The organism is Rhodanobacter sp. UC4437_H4 (genome assembly GCF_052978425.1).
Window position 1 is genome coordinate 1,271,726 of sequence record NZ_CM129673.1, and the last position, 20,082, is coordinate 1,291,807.

At 66.7% G+C, this 20,082-nt stretch carries 17 protein-coding genes and 1 pseudogene; 9 read left to right on the top strand and 9 right to left on the bottom strand.

Annotation, left to right across the window (positions count from 1 at the left end; genetic code table 11):
- Positions 1-4: 4 nt before the first annotated feature.
- Complete coding sequence (locus tag ACVCL3_RS06055) at positions 5-559, bottom strand: GNAT family N-acetyltransferase (protein ID WP_447107247.1); 555 nt, start codon at positions 557-559, stop codon at positions 5-7.
- Between the two features lie 316 nt (positions 560-875).
- Positions 876-1,337 carry a hypothetical protein gene (locus ACVCL3_RS06060; RefSeq protein ID WP_447100706.1) on the bottom strand — a complete coding sequence of 154 codons (462 nt, stop codon included), beginning with the start codon at positions 1,335-1,337 and terminating at the stop codon, positions 876-878.
- Positions 1,338-2,362: 1,025 nt separating this feature from the next.
- On the opposite strand from ACVCL3_RS06060, the pseudogene ACVCL3_RS06065 reads away from it, so the two are divergent.
- Positions 2,363-3,929 (top strand): annotated as a pseudogene (locus ACVCL3_RS06065) (IS1182 family transposase).
- 713 nt (positions 3,930-4,642) lie between these two features.
- Here ACVCL3_RS06065 and ACVCL3_RS06070 read toward each other — a convergent pair.
- Both ACVCL3_RS06070 and ACVCL3_RS06075 read right to left on the bottom strand, forming a co-directional pair.
- Entirely contained in the window at positions 4,643-4,945 is a 303-nt protein-coding gene (locus ACVCL3_RS06070) for a hypothetical protein (protein ID WP_447097645.1), read from the bottom strand.
- Positions 4,946-5,412: 467 nt separating this feature from the next.
- Positions 5,413-6,198: an acyl-CoA thioesterase gene (locus ACVCL3_RS06075; protein ID WP_447100707.1), complete on the bottom strand. Its 786-nt coding sequence runs from the start codon at positions 6,196-6,198 to the stop codon at positions 5,413-5,415.
- A gap of 102 nt (positions 6,199-6,300) precedes the next feature.
- Here ACVCL3_RS06075 and ACVCL3_RS06080 point away from each other — a divergent pair, with 102 nt between their 5' ends.
- The 4 genes from ACVCL3_RS06080 to ACVCL3_RS06095 all read left to right on the top strand — a co-directional run bounded on the left by ACVCL3_RS06080 (position 6,301) and on the right by ACVCL3_RS06095 (position 10,999).
- The gene (locus tag ACVCL3_RS06080) at positions 6,301-7,944 is read left to right on the top strand and encodes an acyl-CoA dehydrogenase family protein (RefSeq protein ID WP_447100708.1); all 1,644 of its coding nucleotides are present in this window, start codon (positions 6,301-6,303) and stop codon (positions 7,942-7,944) included.
- A gap of 266 nt (positions 7,945-8,210) precedes the next feature.
- Entirely contained in the window at positions 8,211-8,705 is a 495-nt protein-coding gene (locus ACVCL3_RS06085) for an asparaginase domain-containing protein (protein WP_447100709.1), read from the top strand.
- Between the two features lie 105 nt (positions 8,706-8,810).
- Positions 8,811-9,344: an FHA domain-containing protein gene (locus ACVCL3_RS06090; protein WP_447100710.1), complete on the top strand. Its 534-nt coding sequence runs from the start codon at positions 8,811-8,813 to the stop codon at positions 9,342-9,344.
- Positions 9,341-10,999, top strand: a complete 1,659-nt coding sequence (locus ACVCL3_RS06095; protein ID WP_447100711.1) for a protein kinase domain-containing protein — start codon at positions 9,341-9,343, stop codon at positions 10,997-10,999. The genes ACVCL3_RS06090 and ACVCL3_RS06095 overlap by 4 nt, the downstream gene beginning before the upstream one ends.
- Positions 11,000-11,084: 85 nt before the next feature.
- On the opposite strand, the gene ACVCL3_RS06100 is transcribed toward ACVCL3_RS06095, so the two are convergent.
- The 3 genes from ACVCL3_RS06100 to sufT all read right to left on the bottom strand — a co-directional run bounded on the left by ACVCL3_RS06100 (position 11,085) and on the right by sufT (position 15,826).
- The gene (locus tag ACVCL3_RS06100) at positions 11,085-11,999 is read right to left on the bottom strand and encodes a LysM peptidoglycan-binding domain-containing protein (RefSeq protein WP_447100712.1); all 915 of its coding nucleotides are present in this window, start codon (positions 11,997-11,999) and stop codon (positions 11,085-11,087) included.
- Between the two features lie 619 nt (positions 12,000-12,618).
- Complete coding sequence (locus ACVCL3_RS06105) at positions 12,619-14,769, bottom strand: M4 family metallopeptidase (RefSeq protein ID WP_447100713.1); 2,151 nt, start codon at positions 14,767-14,769, stop codon at positions 12,619-12,621.
- A 499-nt stretch (positions 14,770-15,268) separates the two neighbouring features.
- Positions 15,269-15,826 carry a putative Fe-S cluster assembly protein SufT gene (sufT, locus tag ACVCL3_RS06110; RefSeq protein ID WP_395117184.1) on the bottom strand — a complete coding sequence of 186 codons (558 nt, stop codon included), beginning with the start codon at positions 15,824-15,826 and terminating at the stop codon, positions 15,269-15,271.
- A gap of 213 nt (positions 15,827-16,039) precedes the next feature.
- On the opposite strand from sufT, the gene ACVCL3_RS06115 reads away from it, so the two are divergent.
- Positions 16,040-16,486 carry a hypothetical protein gene (locus ACVCL3_RS06115; RefSeq protein WP_447100714.1) on the top strand — a complete coding sequence of 149 codons (447 nt, stop codon included), beginning with the start codon at positions 16,040-16,042 and terminating at the stop codon, positions 16,484-16,486.
- Between the two features lie 81 nt (positions 16,487-16,567).
- Here the strand turns inward: ACVCL3_RS06115 and ACVCL3_RS06120 are convergent, their stop codons facing one another.
- Positions 16,568-18,025, bottom strand: a complete 1,458-nt coding sequence (locus ACVCL3_RS06120; RefSeq protein ID WP_395117180.1) for an NAD(P)(+) transhydrogenase (Re/Si-specific) subunit beta — start codon at positions 18,023-18,025, stop codon at positions 16,568-16,570.
- Entirely contained in the window at positions 18,025-18,330 is a 306-nt protein-coding gene (locus ACVCL3_RS06125; RefSeq protein ID WP_447100715.1) for an NAD(P) transhydrogenase subunit alpha, read from the bottom strand. The genes ACVCL3_RS06120 and ACVCL3_RS06125 overlap by 1 nt, the downstream gene beginning before the upstream one ends.
- 213 nt (positions 18,331-18,543) lie before the next feature.
- Between ACVCL3_RS06125 and ACVCL3_RS06130 the strand changes: the two genes are divergently transcribed.
- Genes ACVCL3_RS06130 through ACVCL3_RS06140 form a run of 3 tightly spaced genes read left to right on the top strand, consistent with a single transcriptional unit; the run spans position 18,544 to position 20,070 of the window.
- Entirely contained in the window at positions 18,544-19,143 is a 600-nt protein-coding gene (locus tag ACVCL3_RS06130; RefSeq protein WP_447101573.1) for an RNA polymerase sigma factor, read from the top strand.
- A complete protein-coding gene (locus ACVCL3_RS06135; RefSeq protein WP_447099357.1) occupies positions 19,140-19,532 on the top strand; it encodes a hypothetical protein in 393 nt (130 codons plus the stop codon). Before ACVCL3_RS06130 ends, ACVCL3_RS06135 begins: the two co-directional genes overlap by 4 nt.
- 4 nt (positions 19,533-19,536) lie before the next feature.
- On the top strand, positions 19,537-20,070 hold the full coding sequence (locus tag ACVCL3_RS06140) for a DUF3106 domain-containing protein (RefSeq protein WP_447100716.1): 534 nt from the start codon (positions 19,537-19,539) through the stop codon (positions 20,068-20,070).
- Positions 20,071-20,082: the final 12 nt, after the last annotated feature.

Here is a 20,082-nt window from a genome sequence, read left to right on the forward strand (position 1 = left end):
GCCACTAAAGCTCGCGACTCATGAACACGCTGTACGGATCAGGGACGTAATCCGCAAATGGCTCGCAGCGAACGAAACCGAAGCTGGCGTACAGGCGGTGGGCGGGCGCGAACGCCGCGGCCGAGCCGGTTTCCAGGAAGATCTGACGACAACCGCGCCGCCGCGCCTCGTCGACGATGTGCCGCAGCAGCGCCGCGGCGACGCCCTTGCGCAGATGGCGTGCGTCAGTACGCATCGACTTGACCTCCGCCTGCTGTGCATCGAGCCGCTTCAGCGCACCGCAACCCAGCAGTTCGCCATCCTGCCACGCCCTCCAGAAGCTGATTTCCGGACGGCGCAATGCGTCGACGTCGAGCGCATGGATGCTCTCCGGCGGCGAGTGCAGCGCCACGCCCTGCAGGTGCTCGCGCAGCAGGTCGATGACGGCAGGCGCGGTGAGATCGTCGGGCCGGATATCCATGTGCGCGGATGGTAGCGCAGCCAAGTCCGCGAGCGGGATCGCCTCCTGATCGCTGCGCCTGTACTCGAACTCCCCGCTTCGCCTCGCCGAGGATGCCATGGCCTTTCGGCAGGACGCCCCGCGACTCGCCCCTCAATGCGGCAACCGCCTGGCTACTGGCGCTGCTCGATGGCGTGCTTCCGGCGCAATGGCGCGCGGTAAAAGCGTGGTCAGGCTTGCTTAATCCCGTCCGGATTGAGTGGGTAAGTGAACCTGACCCCGTTCGGCGGTACACCGCGACGCCCGGCAACAGGCTCAAACGGACAGCGGTTGCCTTGAATTCCTGGGTATAGCGGTAGGTGGTTCGTGGACCTGGTTTGGGCATCTTGTGGAACTCCTGAAGTGGTAGTTCAGGGTGTCCACTAAAGCGTAGGAACTATCCCGTCCGCTTGAACGAATTGTTATGTTGCTCTGCTTTTGCGAAGGCTTCGCTCATGGCTGTATTTTCCTTTGCCGGCGAGCGGGCACCCTCATAAAGATTACTGGTTTTGGACTTCTTACGGTGAGGCTTTCCTTGTGAAAAGCTACCCAGTAAACGCATCTGTTCGTGTAACGCTATACGGGAGTTGAATCCCTCGAACTGCGTAGGCTTGAGCGAGCGCTCGAGCGTGGAGAGCGCAAATACTCCGTGGCGAACTTGACGTATGAAAACCAGTGCTCGATTGGTGAAACTGCCGATGATGTCTACGTTGCCTATAGCTTGACGGGATGTTGCGTACAGAACGTTATCTGCGCCAGAAATTTTGTCATGAATGCCGATTTCATAGACATGCTTGTCGATCGAAGTAACGTGGCCGACAGCAGCTAGGTGCCAGCCATCCACAGACCAGCGTGGCATGCGTGAGTATGAGGTCGCTGCGCGTGCTGAGGACGATATGGGTTGAACGCTGGCTGCGCGATCAGTACACGGATGCTTGGGCCAAGGCGGGCCAAGCTCGTCAAAAAAGACTGAGCTTCCGTACTCATTGCAGTAGTAGAAGACGAGGTCACCGCACACCGGGCACTGAGCATTTGGTATCGTGATGGAACCGATGGATCCGTTGATCGGCGGTATGCCAGCGGGCCATTTTGCATGGTCCGCATGCATGTTGCGCCCTGGCCGGCCAAGGTGGCCAAAGCCTCCCCAGCCGCAAGTGCAAGATGACGAATGATTCCATGCGTTACACACAGCTGCCCCTAAACATAACGAGGTTGTAGAAAAAGTCCTTGGTCAAGAAATTTGCCGATTTCCGGGGGTACTTCGACCCCTCCCAAGGTGCTGCGCGTCGATTCTAGCGCCTCCTGTGAGGGCGATTTTCGGCGCCGCCGCGATCAACTTGGCAAACCGACTTTTTCTACAACCTCAACGCTTGAATTAAGCGGCGGCGAAGCCGTCCGCCTCGAACGAGTGGTTAGGCATCACTTCGCTGAGCGCGCCACCGCTTGCGGAAATAGTAGCAGCTGAGCCCGATGAAAATTAGTAGCAATACCAAGAATAAATTTCCTTGCACGACCACTTTTGGAGGGGCGGAGTTCTCTTGCGTAATTTGTACGAGTTTTGGGACTTGTAGGGCAGACGGAAGAAGCAAATAAGTTCGCCGAGCATATGTTGTGTTGCCGCTGAAAGAATCTCTGCCGCCCATGACGAGCGCAATTTCATGAGGATACCGGCTACGTAGCGCAGTGCCGAACTCAGGCTTTGGAAAGAAGGAATAAAAGATTGACGGTACTGACAACAGGGTCGCCCAGATCGCCAGATGGACTAGCACATCTTTCCACGGGGCCATCGGGGGAATCTGAAACTTCATGTGAGGCCTAACGAGGCTGTAGAAAAACCTCTGCCGATCTTGCTTCAATAGCCCCACGCGAACAAGTGGAACCGGCATGGCACGCTACCGACACATCGACATGAGTCCGCGGCTGTTGCCGGTGGACCTGCAAGCGCAGCTGGTGCCGGGATCGTTTGCCCATGCCGTGCACCATCTGGTCGATCAGCTGGATCTGACGGCATTCGATGCGCGCTACCGCAATGATGAGGCCGGCGCGCCGGCCCATGCACCGGCGATGCTGCTCAAGGCCGTGCTGCTGGCGTACTCGCAAGGCATGGTGAGTTCGCGTTCGATCGAGCGGGCGTGCCGCGACAACGTGTTGTTCATTGCCCTGACCGGCGATGCCAAGCCGCACTTCACCACCCTCGCGGACTTCGTCAGTCGTTCGCGCGAAGCCATAGCCACGATATTTGCCCAAGTGCTGACCCTGCTCGATGGCGAGGGCCTGATCGGTCGCGAGGGCCTGTTGGCGTTCCAGACGCCAACAACCACTTCCCACATCCCTGTGGGTCGTGTTCGCCATCGATGGCGTCAAGTTGCCCTCGAACGCCTCCAAACATCGCTCCGGCACCCGCGCCGAGTTCCTCGCGCAGGCGCAGAAGATGGAGCGTGCGGCGACCACCATGCTGGAACGCCACCAGGCCAACGACGCCGGCGCAGCCGAAGACGTACGAGATGCCAAGGCCGCTGCTCGCCTCGAGCGACTGACCCGCGAGGCAACCAAGATCCGCCAGTGGCTGGCCGATCATCCGGAAGACCGGCCCGGTTCGCGCGGCAAGGTTCGCAAGTCCAACCGCACCGACAACGAATCGGCCAAGCTGGCCACGGACAAGGGCGTGATCCAGGGCTACTGCGGCGTCGCCGTGGTCGATGACAAGCATCAGGTGATCGTCGAGGCATCCGCCCACGGCACCGGCGCGGAACAGGAGCTGTTGCTACCCGTCCTCGACGCCTGCGCCGGCCAGCGCACGACAGCCACGCTGATCACCGCCGATGCCGGCTATCACAGCGAAGCCAACCTGGAAGCGCTGGCCGAGAGGGGCATCGACGCCCTGATCGCCGACAACGCCATGCGCCGGCGCGACGAACGTTTCGCCGAGCAGGATAAGCACCTGGCCAAGCCCGATCCGCTGCACGACAAGACCCGCCAACCGACCAAGCCACGTCTCTTCGGCAGCGCGGATTTCATCATCGCGCCGGACCAGTCCCATGCGACCTGTCCGGCCGGAAAGCGCCTGCATCGCAACGGCAAGGACTGCACCATCGGCGGCTACGCCGCGATCAAGTTCCGCGCACCGGAGGCTGCCTGCCAAGGCTGCCCGCTGCGCACGAAGTGCTTGCGCAAACCCCAGACCACGCGCTCGCGGCAAGTTGCCGTGCTCACCCGCAAGGCCGAACCCACCCACAGCCAGCGCATGCGCGAGCGCATCGACAGCGCGTGGGGACGCGAACAGTACGGGCGACGCTTCGCCACCGTCGAACCCGTCTTCGGCAACGTGCGCGCCAACAAGCGGCTCAACCGCTTCACCCTGCGCGGCCAGGCGAAGGTGGACGGCCAATGGAAGTTGTTTGCGCTGGTCCACAACATCGAGAAGTGGGCGAACTACCGCAAGGCAGCCTGAGCGGTACAAGGCGTGCCCACGGCCGCCTGAAACGCGTGCCCATGGCGTCAAATCAAGCCGGGCAACCCGCAACGCGAGACCCCGGGAAACCACGCCGTTGAGTGACGAGATGCCACGGTCATCGTGTTGGCCGTCTATCCGTCCGTGGAAAGGGGTTTTTCTACAGCCTCAACGCTGGAGTTAAGCGGCGGCGTAGCCGTCCGCCTTGAACGAGGTGTTAGAGACTGTTCGTCGGCCCAACTATTCTCGGCGCCAAGGATGATGAGATTCGGCGCCTAGGTAATGTTAGTGGCTCGTTGTTGATGTTGGTGGTGCCAGCAGAATACTTTACCTCTAGCGTTCGATTGTCCTGCCAGAGTACAGATGCGCTTGACTTGTCAGTATTATTCCAAGAGATCGCAAGAGACTCGTCTTTAAGGTCGTGACAGCTACCTTGTGTGTTCGAGTGGACAATTGCGGTACTCAGATGACGTCCCACATCCGCACTGCAGCCGCATACTCGAGTGATTGCTTTGTACTTTCCGTCAGGAGATGGAACCGTACTAATGAGATCGGGCTTGCATCCAAAGAACGAATTGTAAGCATCTGAGCAGGCCAGCAGGCTAGTCAATATAAGGGCGGCAAGGGCAAGGCGTGCGATATTCTTCATGGGCTCTAACGCTGGAGTTAAGCGGCGGCGAAGCCGTCCGCCTTGAACGAAATGTTAGGCCACATCAGCCCGCACAGTATTGCGCTGAGTTTGGAAGCTCGCCGGCCAGCCAGCGCTTGTGGATCATGTAGCTCGCACGGTTGAAGGCGCTAAGACTCTCATCGCCGGGCATAGGACGCACCAGCTCTGTAGCCCCCGTTTGCTTGTCTATCTGAAAGGTGCCGGTAACGTGCCCGAGCTGTTCAAGACGCTTGGTGCCGATCCGCCTGTATTCCGTGCAGATGAACTCATAGTGGCATACCTGTTCTGTCTCGGACCGCTTCCGAATGCCGATGTAATGTCGGTCGAGATGGGCCTCTGGCTGCATGAATGTGTCCGAATATGGCCTAACGCCTGAGTTAAGCGGCGGCGCAGCCGTCCGCTTGGACGAGGAGTTAGACGGTTGCGACGCAGCACGCTCGGGCGACGATGTGGGCGCACGACGAACGCGAAGCTTGAGCAACCAACCACCCCAAAACTGCCAGCTCTGAAAGCTCAGGCTTGCGACGACGCTGCGCGAAATGCTGCTGCGACGATGGACGACAAGCTAGCGCGAAGCTGGGCGAAACACACGATACGACAAACCAACACGAGCTGCCGACTAACGCTATGTAGATTACGAAATGAAGTGTAACCCCGCAGCCTATCCCGCGCTCGTCACCCTACACGACCGGGCTCAGGCCTAAACAGATCAACGAGTTGCTGCGCTTGGTGCAGCCTAATCTCGCCGCCTAATCCCGCCGTGTTTCCACGCGCACGATCCAGGCGCGAACGCCGTACCCGAATCACCCCACCTCACCCAAACACCACCATACTCTGCCGGCTCAACGCCACCGCCTCCCCGCGCGGTCCCCACAGCATCACGCTCTGGTTGGTGTAGCCGTCGCGGGCAGCGATCAGTTGGGCGTCGACGCGCCAGTCGTCCAGGCCGAGGTCGTCGTAGCGGTCGCGCAGCAGTTCGAGCATCCAGGTGAGCGAGCTGCCGGGGGTGGGCGCGGCGAACATCGACAGGGCGATCGGCGGGATGAAGTCGGCGAAGGCGAGCACGTGGGTTTCGTCGGGCGGGCCGTCGTCGTGCAGGGAAAGCTGCAGCACGCTGTCGCGCTGCTGGCCGCCGCTGAACGGCAGGTCGCCGCGCAGCCAGTTGGCGCGGAAGTGCTGGGTGAAGGCGGGCATGCGGCCTTCGACGTAGTGCAGTTCCTGCGGCGCCGGCGCCTCGACGTGAGGTTGTTCGGGCTGGAAGTCCAGCACCGAGGGGCGCGCGCTACCGAATACGCCGAGCAGCCGGCACAGCGTCTGCTCGCCGTCGCACAGGCTGGCCTCGACCTGGATGACGCTGCGCCCTGTGCGCAGGCATCGCGCGCGGATGGCCACGCTGCCGGCCGGCACCGGCGCGATGAACGTCACCTGCAGGGTGCGCAGCGGCATGTCCGCCGGCACCAACTCGCGCATCGCACGCAGGGCCAGCGCCGCCTGCAGTCCGCCGAAGGCGCTGCGCCCCTGCAGCCAGTCCTCGCTGACCGTGGCCTGCCAGCCATCGCCATGGCGCGTGACCGTATGCATCGCTTCGGAAAATCGCATGGAAGGCGCCTGCGCCGGGGAATGGCTTTCGATGATGCCAGCGCCACGCGCCGAATGCCCGCATGCCTATACTCGACACCTCGACTCTGGACGGAGCGTGCCATGGCCTTCCTGCAGGATTCACCGCAACTGCCGCACCCGTATCGCAGCGACCGCGTTCTGCTGGCCCTGCTCGATCGTGCGCTGCCGGCCGAGCGCCGCGCCGCGCTGGACGCCGACCTCGACGCGCTGGGCGACTACGCGTTGATGGCCTGGCAGCGCGCATGCACCACGACGCGGCGCAAGCCGGTACTGACCCAGTGGGACGCGTGGGGACAACGGGTGGACCGCATCGAGTTGACACCGGCGTGGCAGGAAGGCGCGGCGATGACGACGCGGCATGCGGTGCTCGCCGCCGGCCATGCGGACAGCGAGCACGCGCGGCTGGAGGAATTCGCCCGCGTCTACCTGTACCACCTCGCCAGCGGGTTCTACACCTGCCCGCTGGCGATGACCGACGGCGCCGCCACCGCGCTCAAGGCCTCCGGCAACCGCGAACTGATCGAGCGCGTGCTGCCGCATTTCCTCAGCCGCGATCCGGCCACCTTCTGGCTCAGTGGCCAATGGATGACCGAGACCGCCGGTGGCTCCGACGTGGGAGATACCGAAACCCTCGCGCGGCAGGACGCCGCCGGCCAGTGGCGGCTGTACGGCCGCAAGTGGTTCAGCTCGGCGGTGGTCGGCGAGGCGGCGCTGGCGCTGGCGCGGCCCGAAGGCGCGGCTGCCGCGGGCACCGCGGCGCTGGCGCTGTTCTACGTGGAGACGATGGACGGCGCGCGGCGCAAGAGCGAACTGGTGATCGACCGCCTGAAGGACAAGCTCGGCACGCAGGAATTGCCCACCGCGGAAATCCATCTGGACGGCCTGCCCGCCTGGCCGCTGGGCGAGCTTGCCAACGGCGTGCGCCAGGTGGCGCCGATGCTCAACGTCACCCGCAGCTGGAACGCGATCTGCGCGGTGGCCAGCATGGCTCGCGCGATCAGCCTGGCGCGGGATTTCGCTACCCGCCGCCGCGCGTTTGGCCGTCCGTTGATCGAGCAGCCGCTGCATGCGCAGACGCTGGCCGACATGCAGGCGGATTTCGAGGCCGCATTCGCGCTGGCCTTCGAGGTCGCCCATCTGCTCGGCCGCGTCGAGCACGGCGCAGTCAGCGCGGAGGAAGCCGCGGTGCTGCGCCTGCTCACGCCGCTGGCCAAGCTGTGGACAGGCAAGCTGGCGGTGAAGGCCTGCTCCGAAACGCTGGAATGCTTTGGCGGCGCCGGCTACATCGAGGACACCGGCTTGCCGCAGCTGCTGCGCGACGCGCAGGTCTACGCGATCTGGGAAGGCACCACGAATGTCCTTTCGTTGGACAGCCTGCGCGCGCTGGCCGGCGACAGCCTCGGCGCCCTGCGCCATGCGACCGGCCGCTGGCTGGACGGCAACGACGACATGCACGCGGCCAGCGCGATCCGGCAGACGCTGGACGCCGCCGCGCGCTGGCTCGACCAGCACGCGTCCGCGCGCGACACGCTGGAAGCCGGCGCACGCGGCCTCGCCTTCACCCTCGCGCGTTGCGCCGCCGCGGCGCTGCTGGCGCGCCAGGCCACATGGTCGAAAGGTCGCGGCGAGCCGCGCCCCGCCGCAGCCTTGCACCGCTTCGTCGGCCGCGGCCTCGACCGGCTGGTCGCACCCGATGCCGGCAACACCGCGTCGCTGCTGAGCTGACGCAGGGCGGGCGCCGCGCGCCGGCACCAAGAGCGGCGGGCAGTGCCCGCCCTACCCTGAAGCGCCTCGCCGTAGGAGCGCACCCTGTGCGCGATGTTCTTGCGAATCCCGAATCCCGAATCCCGAATCCCCGCAGCAAGAGAATCGCGCACAGGGTGCGCTCCTACCGGGACGTCGGGGCGGCACGGATCGCCCAGGTACGCTCCCGCGGGCGCGCCTGGCCGGCGCGGGCTAAAATGCGGCGATTCCCTCCCTGGCGCACCGACATGCAGCACCTGACCATCGTCACCACCGGCGGCACCATCGACAAGATCTATTTCGACGACAAGTCGGATTACAAGATCGGCGCGCCGCAGATCGGCGAGATCCTGGGCCACCTCGGCGTGGCCTTCGAGTTCGACGTGATCCCGATCCTGCGCAAGGACAGCCTGCACATGGGCGCCGAGGACCGCGCGCTGGTGCGCTCGACGATCGAGGCGCAGCCGCACCGCCACGTGCTGGTCACCCACGGCACCGACACCATGGTCGAGACCGCGCGCGAGCTGGCCAGCATCAAGGGCAAGGTGATCGTGCTGACCGGCGCGCTGAACCCGGCGCGCTTCCAGGGCTCCGACGCGGTGTTCAACATCGGCTGCGCGGTGGCCGCGGTGCAGACCCTGCCCGACGGCGTCTACATCGCCATGAACGGCCGCGTGTGGGATCCGGCCAAGGTGCGCAAAAACCGCGCGGAGAACCGCTTCGAGGAAGCGAAGCCCTCCTGATCCCCCGGCAGCCGTGCCGGCCGAACGCCATTGAGGTGGCGATCACGCTTGCCGCACCCGCGGCTTGGCTATAGTGCCGACAGGCAGGGGCCATCCGGGGAATCAATGAGTGACAGCAAGCAAGAACCGTCTCGCCATTCCGGCAAGCGATCTTCCGGGCCGCAAGGCACCCGCTTCTTCTCGACCGAGGCCTTGCGGCAATACGCCAGCGATGCCGCGAACGGGCGGGACAGCGAAGTCAGCACGCGCACGCCGGTGCTGGAAGGCAGCAGCCCCGGCATCGAAGGGCGGCGCTTCGTCATCCGCCCCGGCCGGCAGGCGATCGGCCGCCGGCTCGACAACGACATCGTCGTCGACGACCTGAGCGTGTCCGGCTGCCATGCGTGGATCACCCAGCAGCATGGCCGCTGCATCATCATGAATACGCTGTCCACCAACGGCACCTTCGTCAACGACCGGCGCATCCACGAAGTGGCCTTGCGCCACGGCGACCACATCCGCCTCGGTCAGGCGGAGTTCGTGTTCCTCACCCGCGAGCACGGTCAGCCGAGGCACTCGCCGTGGCGCTGGATCGGCGCTGCCGTGGCGCTGTTGCTGGTTGCCGGTGCCGTGGCCTGGTGGTGGCTGCGTTCGCCGTGAGCGCGCGCGCACTGCCGTCCAGGGTCGGCCGCTACCGCGTCGAGGGCGTGCTCGGCGAAGGCGCGATGGCGGTGGTCTATGCGGGTTTCGACCCGGAGATCCAGCGCAATGTCGCGATCAAGTGCCTGCACCAGGAGGTCGCTGCCGACCCCGCGTACCGGCGCCGGTTCCTGGTCGAGGCCCGCGCCGCCGGCCACCTGACCCACCCGCACATCGTCACCATCTTCGACGTCGGCGAGACCGACGACGGCCGTTCGTACATCGCGATGGAGCGACTGCCGGGCGAGACGCTGGCCGGCAAGGTCAGCCGCGAGGGATTCCCGCCGCTGCCGGCGATCATCGACCTGATCGGCCAGCTCGCCGCCGCGCTCGACTACGCGCATGCGCGCGGCGTGCTGCACCACGACATCAAGCCCGAGAACATCATGCTGCTCGACGGCTGGAGCTACGCCAAGATCAGCGATTTCGGCATCGCCGAACGCCGCGCCTCGCCCCGCGACACGCCGCGGCGAGCGAAGGAAGTCGGCGGCACGCCGGCCTACATGGCGCCGGAGCGCCTGCGCGGCGAACGCAGCGATGCGCGCAGCGACCTGTTCTCGCTGGGCGTGGTGCTGTACTGGCTGCTCACCGGCAAGCTGCCGTGGCCGGAGCCGGGCAATGTGCAGCAGCTGATGCGCAAGCGGCTGCGCTCGCCGCTGCCGCCGATCCGCCCGCGCGACCCGGCCACGCCGTCGATGCTGATCAGCATCGCGCGCACGCTGCTGGCGAGCGCGGCCGAGTCGCGCTACCAGCGCGGCGCGGAAGTCATCGACGACCTGCGCCTGGCCGCACGCGAGTACGAACGCGAACGCGAAAAGCCGCTGGCCAAGCGCATCATCTCGCTGCGACTGCGCTGGGCCAGCAGCCTCGGCGCGATCCTGAGCCTGGTGCTGGTGCTGGGGCTGGCCGCGATCTACGCCAAGCAGCATGCGGCGGTGACCGGCCTGGCGCTGGATTTCGGCAGTTCGATGGGGCGCATGATCGCCGGCGAATCGGCCGAGAACCTGCTGCTCGGCGACCACGCCGCCACCCGCGCGCTGGTTACCGATGTCTCGCGCAACCGGCAGATCCACTACCTGGCGATCGCCGACCGCAGCGGCGAAGTCATCGCCAGCACGCAGCAGGCCGAGGTCGGCCGCAAGCTGCCCGCTGCGGAGCGGCAAGGCGACATGCTGCTGTTCGAGGTGCCGATCCAGTACCAGACCAAGACCATCGGCAGCCTGCGCCTGGGCATCAGCAATGCGGGACTGCGCGCGGCACAGAAGACCACGCTGTGGGTGATCGCGCTGGTGCTGGCGCTGACCCTGGCTGCCGTGGTCGGCGCGGCATACTGGTTGTTCCGCCGCCCGCTGATGATGCTGGGCCTGCTCGGCGACGCCCTGCTGCGCGTGGCCCGCGGCGACTTTGGCCACCGCATCCGCCTGGTGCGGCGCGACGAATTCGGCCGCCTGTTCGCCACCTTCAACCTGATGAACAGCACCCTGCAGGCCCGCCGGCGCCGCACCGCCGAAGCCGCACCGCCAGCCGGCGAGGCGGACGTCACCCGCCCGACCCGCATCATGTCGACGGTAGCGGCCGAGGTCACCCTCACGCCCGTTCCGCCCGCACCACCGTAGGAGCCCGCTCGCGGGCGATGCTTTTCTTTTGCCGAGTACCGACACAAGAGCATCGCCCGCGGGCGGGCTCCTGCGGTGGCGTGAATCAGTATTGTTTCAGCCGCTGCTTGAGCTCGAGCGCACGCGCGCGGTAGGCGACGGCCGGCTCGTAGTTCGGGGCGATCGCCAACACGCGGTTCCACAGCGCGATGGCCTTGTCCAGTTGCTGGTCGCGGTACAGCACCACGGCCTGCTCGTGGTACGAGTCCAGCAGGCGACTGCGCAGACTGGCAGCTTCGGCGCCGGCCGGTTGCAGCCGCGGATCGAGGCGCAACGCCTCGTCCATGCGGGCAAGCGCCTGCTGCGCATGGCCCTGGTCGAACAGCGACACGCTCTCGTCCTGCAAGCGGCGCGCCTTAGCCACCGACGATTCGGCGACGGCCTGGCCGGCAGGCGCCGCGCTGCTGGCCGCCGCTCCCGCCGCCGGTGATGCGCCTCGCGCCGACAACGGGATGCGCAGCGTCTGGCCGGTGCGCAGCAGCGACGGATTGGTGGAGTGGTTGTAGCGCGCGAGGATCAGAAAGAGGTTGGCGTCGCCCAGATAGCGCGCCGCCAGCGTGCTGTACGACTCGCCCGACTGCACCACATGCGCCCGCGAGCGGCTGCCGAGCCAACGCTCCGGATCGGCAGTGAGCTGGCGCAACATGCCGCGCGCGGCGCGATCCTGCGGATGCTGCTCCACGTACAGCCGCAGCGCCTGCTCGCCTTCGGCGTAGTGGCCAGGCTGCAGCTGGTGCTCGACGATCGAGGCCAGCGACGGTGCCGGGGCTGTCGCCGCGGGCACGGCCGGTGTCGGCGGCGCCGACGATTGCGCCGGGGTGACCACGGCCGAGGAATAGCCGCCCAACGAACGGCAGCCGGACACGCACACGGCGGCCAGTGCGGCGAGAATCAGCGTCGTCGCCGGCCGCCAAGGCAGGCGAACGTGGCGTGTCGAGGCCAGGCGATGCGCATGGCTCATGCCCATTGATTCGTCAGCCCATCACGCGCCGGCCACGACCAGTGGCGGCTTCGGCGTGCGCGCTCGTGCCCGGCGCGGCAAGCGCGGGTGGCGACACGCGGAAATCCAAGGTGTTTGAACATCATCCGGCAGTCCCCCTGCGCCGCATCCGTCCCGGGGACGGGCCATGCGTTCGGCGAAGGCCATTATAGCGGCGGGCGCCCGGATTGCCGCGGCGCGGGGCCGCGACGAATGTTCGTGAAATCCCGTCATGCCGCCAGCGGCGGTTCCAGGACAAGGCAAGGCAGGCCTGCTCGAACCAGCCAGGCCTGCCTTGCAGGTACTTCTCCCCGATCAGTACAACGGGCTGTCCATGGCCCGTCCAGGCTGATGAAGAAAGCCGCTTCCTGCGGCCTTCTTCGATCGCGAGCCTGACACACGTCCGGACGCGCTCAGGCGCATCGCGCACTTGCGCACCCCTCGCGCCCGGCCATCGGGCAACTGCCCGAAGCGTTGCTTCAACCCGGGCATCGGGCAACTGCTGAAGCGTTGGCTCGACCCGGGCATCCATGCCCTCGCCATGTCCTCAGCATGCCCACGCCGGGTCTTCCCGCTTCGAGGTGGAAAAATCCACCAACCCTCAGTTCATCGTTTCCGTCAACGTCACGCCGGAGAACGTCTGGTACGCCCGCACCTTGATGTAATAGGTGGTGGTCGTCGACGGTTTGAAGGTGCAGCTCTCGCTGTTGCCGGTCTTGTAGGGGCGGCAGCTGTAGGAACTGGTGGTCGGTTCCGCACCCGCCCGCACATACAAGTCCGCATCACCGCTACCGCCGGAGATCGCGAAGGTCGCGGTGTGGCCGGCCTGCACCGTCTCGCTGTAGGTGGCCGACCAGTTGCCCGTGCTTACCGTCGGCAGGTTCACCGAGTCGGAGCTGCCACCACCACCGCCACCGCCGGTGGAATAGGAAGCCTTGACGGTTACCCCGGAGTACGACGAGTAGCCGTGCACCTTGATGTAGTACTTGCCGGCGGCGGGCGAGGCCACGCTGCAGCTTTCCGAGTTGCCGGCCTTGTACGGGCGGCAGTCGTAGCTGCTGGTGGTCGGCGCGCTGCCGAACTTGGTGTACAGGTCGGCGTCGCCGGTGCCGCCGGAGATCGACATCACCAGGTTGCTGGCGCCGGTCGGCACGGTGATGAAATAGTCGTTGTCGGCACCGGCGGCACCCGACACGCCGGTGACGCCGACGTTGTTCTGCAGCTCGGTGGTGCTGCCACCGCCACCGCCGCCGGTACCCGGGCAAGTCACGCCCACGCCGTTGAACGCGGCGATCACCGCATTCTTGTCGTAGCCCAGGTCGGTCGCGGCCGACTCCACGCCGCAGGCGCCGGAGTTGAACGTGGACGTGGCCGTCCAGTACACCTTGTTGGCCAGCGCGTAGACCTGGAATGCCTTCTTCACGTCCCAGCCCGTGGTCTTGGCCAGCAGGCAGAACGACTTGTTGTAGACGCCGCTGGAGTAGTGCACGTCGAGGCTGGAGGTGTAGTCGGCCGCGTTGTCGATCGAGCCGCCGTCCTGCGGTGGGTTGCACATGTAGCGCAGCGCGTCGCCGATGCCGGCGCTGGCCTTGACGATGTCCGCGCCGACCAGGAAATCGGCCGAGCCGCGATCGAAGTATTCAGCCGCCTCGCCGGCGATGTCGGAGTACGCCTCGTTCATGCCGCCGGACTGGCCGCTGTATTCCAGGCCGGAGTTCTGCTCGGTGTAGCCGTGGCTGATCTCGTGGCTGGTCACGTCCAGCGACACCAGCGGATAGAACGTGCTGGCGCCGTCGCCGAAGTACATCGCCGAACCGTCCCAGAACGCGTTCTCGTAGTTGGACTGGTAGTGCACCTTCATCAGCAGCTGGATGCTCAGCGGCGGCGCACCGGTGTAGGACTGGTACATGTCGTGCACCACGCCGCCGAAGTGATGGGCGTCGTTGACCGGCGAATAGGCGCCGTTGATCGCGTCGGTGTTGCTGGTCGGGCAGGTGAAGCTGACCACCGAACCGCCGCTGCTGGCGTGGTTGAGGTTGTAGGTCTTGACGTTGGTGTTCTGCAGCGTGCAAGTGCTGCCCGACTGGGTGACGTCGAGCGCCGCGTAGTCGGTGCCGTAGGTGTACATGCCGGTCTTCTGGTTGCCGCCCGGGCCGTTGGCCGAGGCGTCGGTGAGACCGTTCCAGCTCTTGATCACCGCGCCGGTGTTGGCATCGACGATGGCGGTGGGGCGCGTCGGGTTGGCGCCGTTGACGAAGTACGAGACACGATAGACCAGTCGCGGCGCCGCACCTTCCTGCGGATACACGAACAGGTCGGCGCGGGCGTTCTCCATCGCCGTACCGGCGACCAGCACGGTGTGCGCGTGCGCCTTCAGCGCCGCGATCGCGCGCGCGGCATTCAGCCGGGGGCGCACCGAGATCTGCTGCTGGCCCTGCTGCATCAGCTCGCCGGTGGCGCGCAAGGCGTTGCCCTGGGCGTCCTGCACCACGGCGATGCTGCGGCCGTACACCGGCACGCCCTGGTACATCTGCTGCTGGCGCACCACGCGGTGCTGGCCGGCGAGCGCCACGGCGCCGTGCGGCGCCAGCGTCATGCCCGGGCCCAGGTTCAACTGGGTGGCGAGCGAGGCGACGGGTACGGCGCCCAGGTTCTGTGCGCGCAGGGATTGCGTGTTGGCGGCGGTGGCAGCCGTGGCGGTGGCCATGCCGATGGCGGCCACCAGCAATTTCAGGCGGGATGGATAGGGCATGTAATGAGCTCCTGGAAAAATTGGGGACAAACGCGCCCGATGCGGCCGCAAAGCCCCATGCAAGAATTTCCGTGCGAGACACGGCGTTGGTATTCGTCAGCGGTCCGGCGATCCCGAACTACGTCCGCCGGTGGCTGCCTTCCCCCTGAGGTTCCCTGCAGGGACAGCACATGGACGCGTAACTGCAAGACGACAAAGGCGTCGCCACGGGATCATCCCCCAGCCTCCCAGATGGTGGACCCGGCGACGTTATTACTTGCGATACCGCCTGACAATCCGACTTTTTCCTACGCCGGGTGATCGCGGTCACGTCCTGCCGGATGCGCGCACGACATCGACGCCGCAGCGTCGCGGATGCTTCGGAAGCTTTCGGATGGCTTGTCCGTGGTCACTTTCGCGAACGCGAAAGTCCATCGACGAGCGCTGCGGGCGCGATGGTACCGAACTGTTCCTGCGCGTCAGCGCGACGCAAGATTTTCCGACACCGACCTCGCGCCGTTCAGAGCATGCCGGTTTCCAGCTTCGCCTCGTCGGACATCATCGAGTGGTTCCACGGCGGGTCGAACACCAGGTCCACGTCGGCCTCGGAGATGGTGGGGATCATCTCCAGCTTGGTGCGCGCGTCGTCCACCAGGATGTCGCCCATGCCGCAACCGGGCGCGGTGAGGGTGAGCTTGACGTAGACCTTGCGTTCGCCGGATTCGCCGTGCTCCATGCTCAGGTCGTAGACCAGCCCGAGATCGACCACGTTGACCGGGATCTCCGGGTCGAACACCGTGCGCAACTGGTCCCAGGCAAGCTTCTCCACGTCGGCATCGGTGGCGTCCGGCGGCACTTCGATCGGCACCGGCCGATCCTTGCCCAGCGCATCGGCATCGTCGCCGGCCACGCGGAACAGGTTGCCCTCGACGTAGACGGTGAAACTGCCGCCGAGGGCCTGGGTTATGTAGCCGATCTGGCCCGCGGGCAACGTCACCACCTCGCCCTGCGGCACCATCACGGCGCTGCAATCGCGCACCAGGGTGACCGGTTCGCTGCTCAGACTGAAACCACTCATGCCAACGACTTTCCCGTATCCACAGGCGCGGCCACATGCCATGCCGAAGTGCCCATTATGCCGCCCGCGGCGCGCGACCGCTTGTTCCAGATCAGCCCGGCGGGAGATGAGGCGACGTTTTGCCCGCCCGTCCCGGCGCACAACGCACGGTATGATGGCCGCTTTGCCGACGGATCAAGCGATGCCTTGCACCCACCTGGCGGGACGCCACCAATGAGGGCGCGCAGCGTGCCGGCCCTGCTGTTTGCGCTGTTCAGCGCCGCCATGCTTGGGCTTGCCGCCGGCGCCGCGTGGATGGTGGTGGCGCTGTACTCGCGCCATCCCCTGCCCTGGCTGGTGGTGCCGATCGGCGTCATGCTGGCGTGGGTCATCCGCGCCGGCGTGCATCGCCCCGGCATCGGCGCGCTGCTGCTGGCCGCCGGCGCCACCGCGTTGTCGGCGATCTACGTCAACCTGCTGATCGCCGGCGTGAAGGTCGCGGGCAGCATGGGCCTGGACCTGATCGAGGCGATGCGCACCGCCGGCATCGGCATGCTGTGGCAGCTGGCGCGCATGGGCCTGACCCCCGCCGATTTCATCTGGACCTTGCTGGCCATGCTGCTGGCCGGGTGGCTGGCCTCCCGCCAACGGCGTTCACCCCCACCCGTGAAGAACACCTAGGGCGGGCACGGCCCGCCGCCTTTCATTCCGCGAAGCAAGAGCCGGCGGGCCGTGCCCGCCACGGCATGCAGCGAGGCGGCCTCAGCCGTCGATCGCCTTCACCTCGTTGACCAGCTCGCCCACCGCCGCCTGGCCGTCGCCGTACAGCATGCGGGTGTTGTCGGCGTAGAACAGCGCGTTCTCGATGCCGGCGAAGCCGGTGCCCTTGCCGCGCTTGATCACGATCACCTGCTTCGCGTTCACCACGTCCAGGATCGGCATGCCGTAGATCGGCGAGGCCGGGTCGGTCTTGGCTACCGGATTGACCACGTCGTTGGCACCGATCACCAGCGCCACGTCGGTGGTGGCGAACTCCGGGTTGATGTCGTCCATGTCGGCGATCAGGTCGTACGGCACGCCGGCCTCGGCCAGCAGCACGTTCATGTGGCCGGGCATGCGACCGGCGACCGGGTGGATCGCGAACTTCACCTTCACGCCACGCTTCATCAGGAGTTGCGCGAACTCCCACACCTTGTGCTGCGCCTGCGCCACCGCCAGGCCGTAGCCGGGCACGATTACCACGCGCTCGGCGTAGGCCATCATCACTGCCGCGTCGGCGGCGTCGATCGGCTTCTGCGCACCCTCGATCGCCTGCGCCTCGCCGCCGGCCGCGCCGAAGCTGCCGAACAGCACGTTGCCGATCGAGCGGTTCATTGCCTTGGCCATCAACTGGGTCAGCAAGGTACCCGCCGCGCCGACCACCATGCCGGCAATGATCATCGCCTCGTTGCCCAGCACGAAACCCTCGAAGGACACCGCCAGGCCGGTGAACGCGTTGTACAGCGAGATCACCACCGGCATGTCGGCGCCGCCGATCGGCAGCGTCATCATCAGGCCGAAGGCGAGCGCCAGCGCGAAGAACGCCGCGATCAGCGCCGGGCTGGCATGACCGGTCGCCAGCAGCACGCCGACCACCACCGCCGCGGCGAGCAACAACAGATTCACCGCGCGCTGGCCGGGAAACACGAAGCGCTTGTCCATCCAGCCCTGCAGCTTGGCGAACGCGACCAGCGAACCGGAGAAGCTCACCGCGCCGATCAGCGCACCGAGCACGCCCAGCGCCAGCTCGGTCGGCGACAGCGCCGGCGGCAGGCCGTTCACCGCCCAGGCTTCGGGCCGCAGCGGCGAGGTATCCGGCACCGCGTGCAGCAGTCCCGACGAACGCGCGTAGCCGATCAGCTCGACCGCGCCGATCGCCGCCGCCGCGCCGCCGCCCATGCCGTTGTACAGCGCCACCATCTGCGGCATCGCGGTCATTGCCACGCGGCGGCCGGTCCACCACGCGGCGCTGACGCCGATCAGCACCGCGGCAAGGATCAGCCCGCGGTTGTGCATGTCCGGCAGGAAAAACGTGGCCAGCACCGCCAGCACCATGCCGTAACCGGCCCACACGATGCCGCCGCGCGCGGTGCGCGGCGAACTCATGCGTTTCAGGCCCAGGATGAACAGCAGCGCGGCGAGGAAATAGCAGGCCTTGATGACGGTGGGCAGCCAGCTCATCACTTGGCCCCCTTGCCGGCGCCCGGCTTGCTGGACTTGAACATTTCCAGCATCCGCTCGGTCACCACGTAGCCGCCGGCGGCGTTGCCCGCACCAAGCAGTACGCCGATGAAGCCGATCGCGATCTCGAACGGCGTGTTCGCGTGGCCTAGCGCAATCATCGCCCCGACCAGCACAATGCCGTGCACGAAGTTGGAACCGGACATCAGCGGCGTATGCAGGATCACCGGCACCCGCGCGATGATTTCATAGCCGGTAAAGGCGGCCAGCATGAAGATGTACAGCGCCAGGAAACCGTCGATCATGAGCCCATCCCCCGTGAGAGCCGCCCGCCAGGATGCATCCGAACCTGCATCATACGGGAAGCCCGGCGTGCGTCGAAGCCGGGCCGCCGATCGGCGCACGGCGCCGCGCGACTCGCGCAGGCGGTCAACCCCGGCGGGCCTGCCGCGTTGAACAGGCAGGAACCACCGATGGAGCCCGTCGATGACATCACCGATGGCAGCGGAGCGTCGGCCGTGAATGCCGCCGCCGGCATGCTCGAGGCCGACCTGCTCGCCGCGGGCGAGCCGGGCGATGCGCGCGCGGTGCCGGCCACGCTGGATGCGTTCCTGGCCGACGTGGAGCGCCGCGCGTTCCGCATGGCCGAGCTGCAGTTGCGCCATCGCGAGGACGCCATGGACGCGGTGCAGGACGCCATGCTGCGACTGGTACGGCATTATCGCGACAAGCCGGCCGCGGAATGGGCGCCGCTGTTCTGGGGCATCCTGCGTCGACGCATCGTGGACCTGCAGCGCCGGCGCAAGGTGCGCTCGATCGTGGTCGGCTGGCTCGGCGGCGGGCATGACGACGGCGGCGACGAGCTGCCCGTGTGGGAGCCGGCCGACCCGGGCAAGGACCCGCTGGGCCGGCTGCACGACGCGCAGTCGTACGCGGACATGGCCGCGGCGGTGCAGCGCTTGCCCAGGCGCCAGCGCGAGGCGTTCATCCTGCGCATGCTGGAAGGGCTTGACGTGGCGGAGACCGCACGCGCCATGGGCTGCGGCGAAGGCAGCGTGAAAACCCATCTGTCGCGCGCCATGCATCAGCTGCGCGACCAACTGGAGGATTGGCGATGAACTCGCCCGAGCACGAGCACGAACCGATCGAACGGCGCGCGCACAAGCTGTGGCGCGAGGCCGCACACCATCTTGACGCGAGCACGACCGCGCGGCTGCGCGCCGCCCGTCGCGAAGCGCTGCAGCCGTCAACCGCACCGCAGCGTCAGGCGGTGCGCTGGCTGATCCCCACCGGCGCGCTGGCGGCCATGGCGTTGGCGGTAATGATGGTGTGGCAACCGCTGCCGCACGCGCACGCGCCATCGGCGAACCAGGCGGCCAGCAGCGCCCCGCAGGACGTGGACAACGAGCTGCCGCCCGACGCCGAGCAGGTCGATCCGGGCCTGTACCAGAACCTCGATTTCTACGCCTGGCTCGCCGCCAACGACCGGCACCCGACCTCACGCTGACCCCATGAACAACCCGCTGCCTTCCCTTTTGTCGCTGTTGCTTGCCGCCCTGCTCGGGGTCGCGGCCACGCCGCTGTGCGCGCAAACGCCCACGCCGCCACCGGCGAGCGCGGACGCGCCTGCACGCACCCCGTGGAACGGCCTGGCACCGAGCCAGCGCGAGATGCTGGCGCCGCTCAAGGACGAATGGGATCAGCTGTCGCCACGCAAGCAGGCGCACCTGCTGCACCGCACCCGGTACTGGACCACGCTGCCACCCGAGCGCCGCGAGGAGATCCGCCAGCGCATCGTCCACTGGCAGCAGATGACGCCGGAGCAGCGCCGTCAGGCGCGCGCCAACGAGCACCGGTTCCGCGAGATGTCGCCGGCAGAACGCCAGCGCGTGCACCGCAGCTTCGAGCGCTTCCAGAGCCTGCCCCCCGCGCAGCGCGAACAGCTGAAACGCGAATGGCGCCAGCTGTCGCCCGAGCAGCGGCAGCAGCGAATCCAGCAGCACGACCGCGACGGCGGCACCGGCACCGGGCATCCGCCCCGGTAACTCACGCCGGGC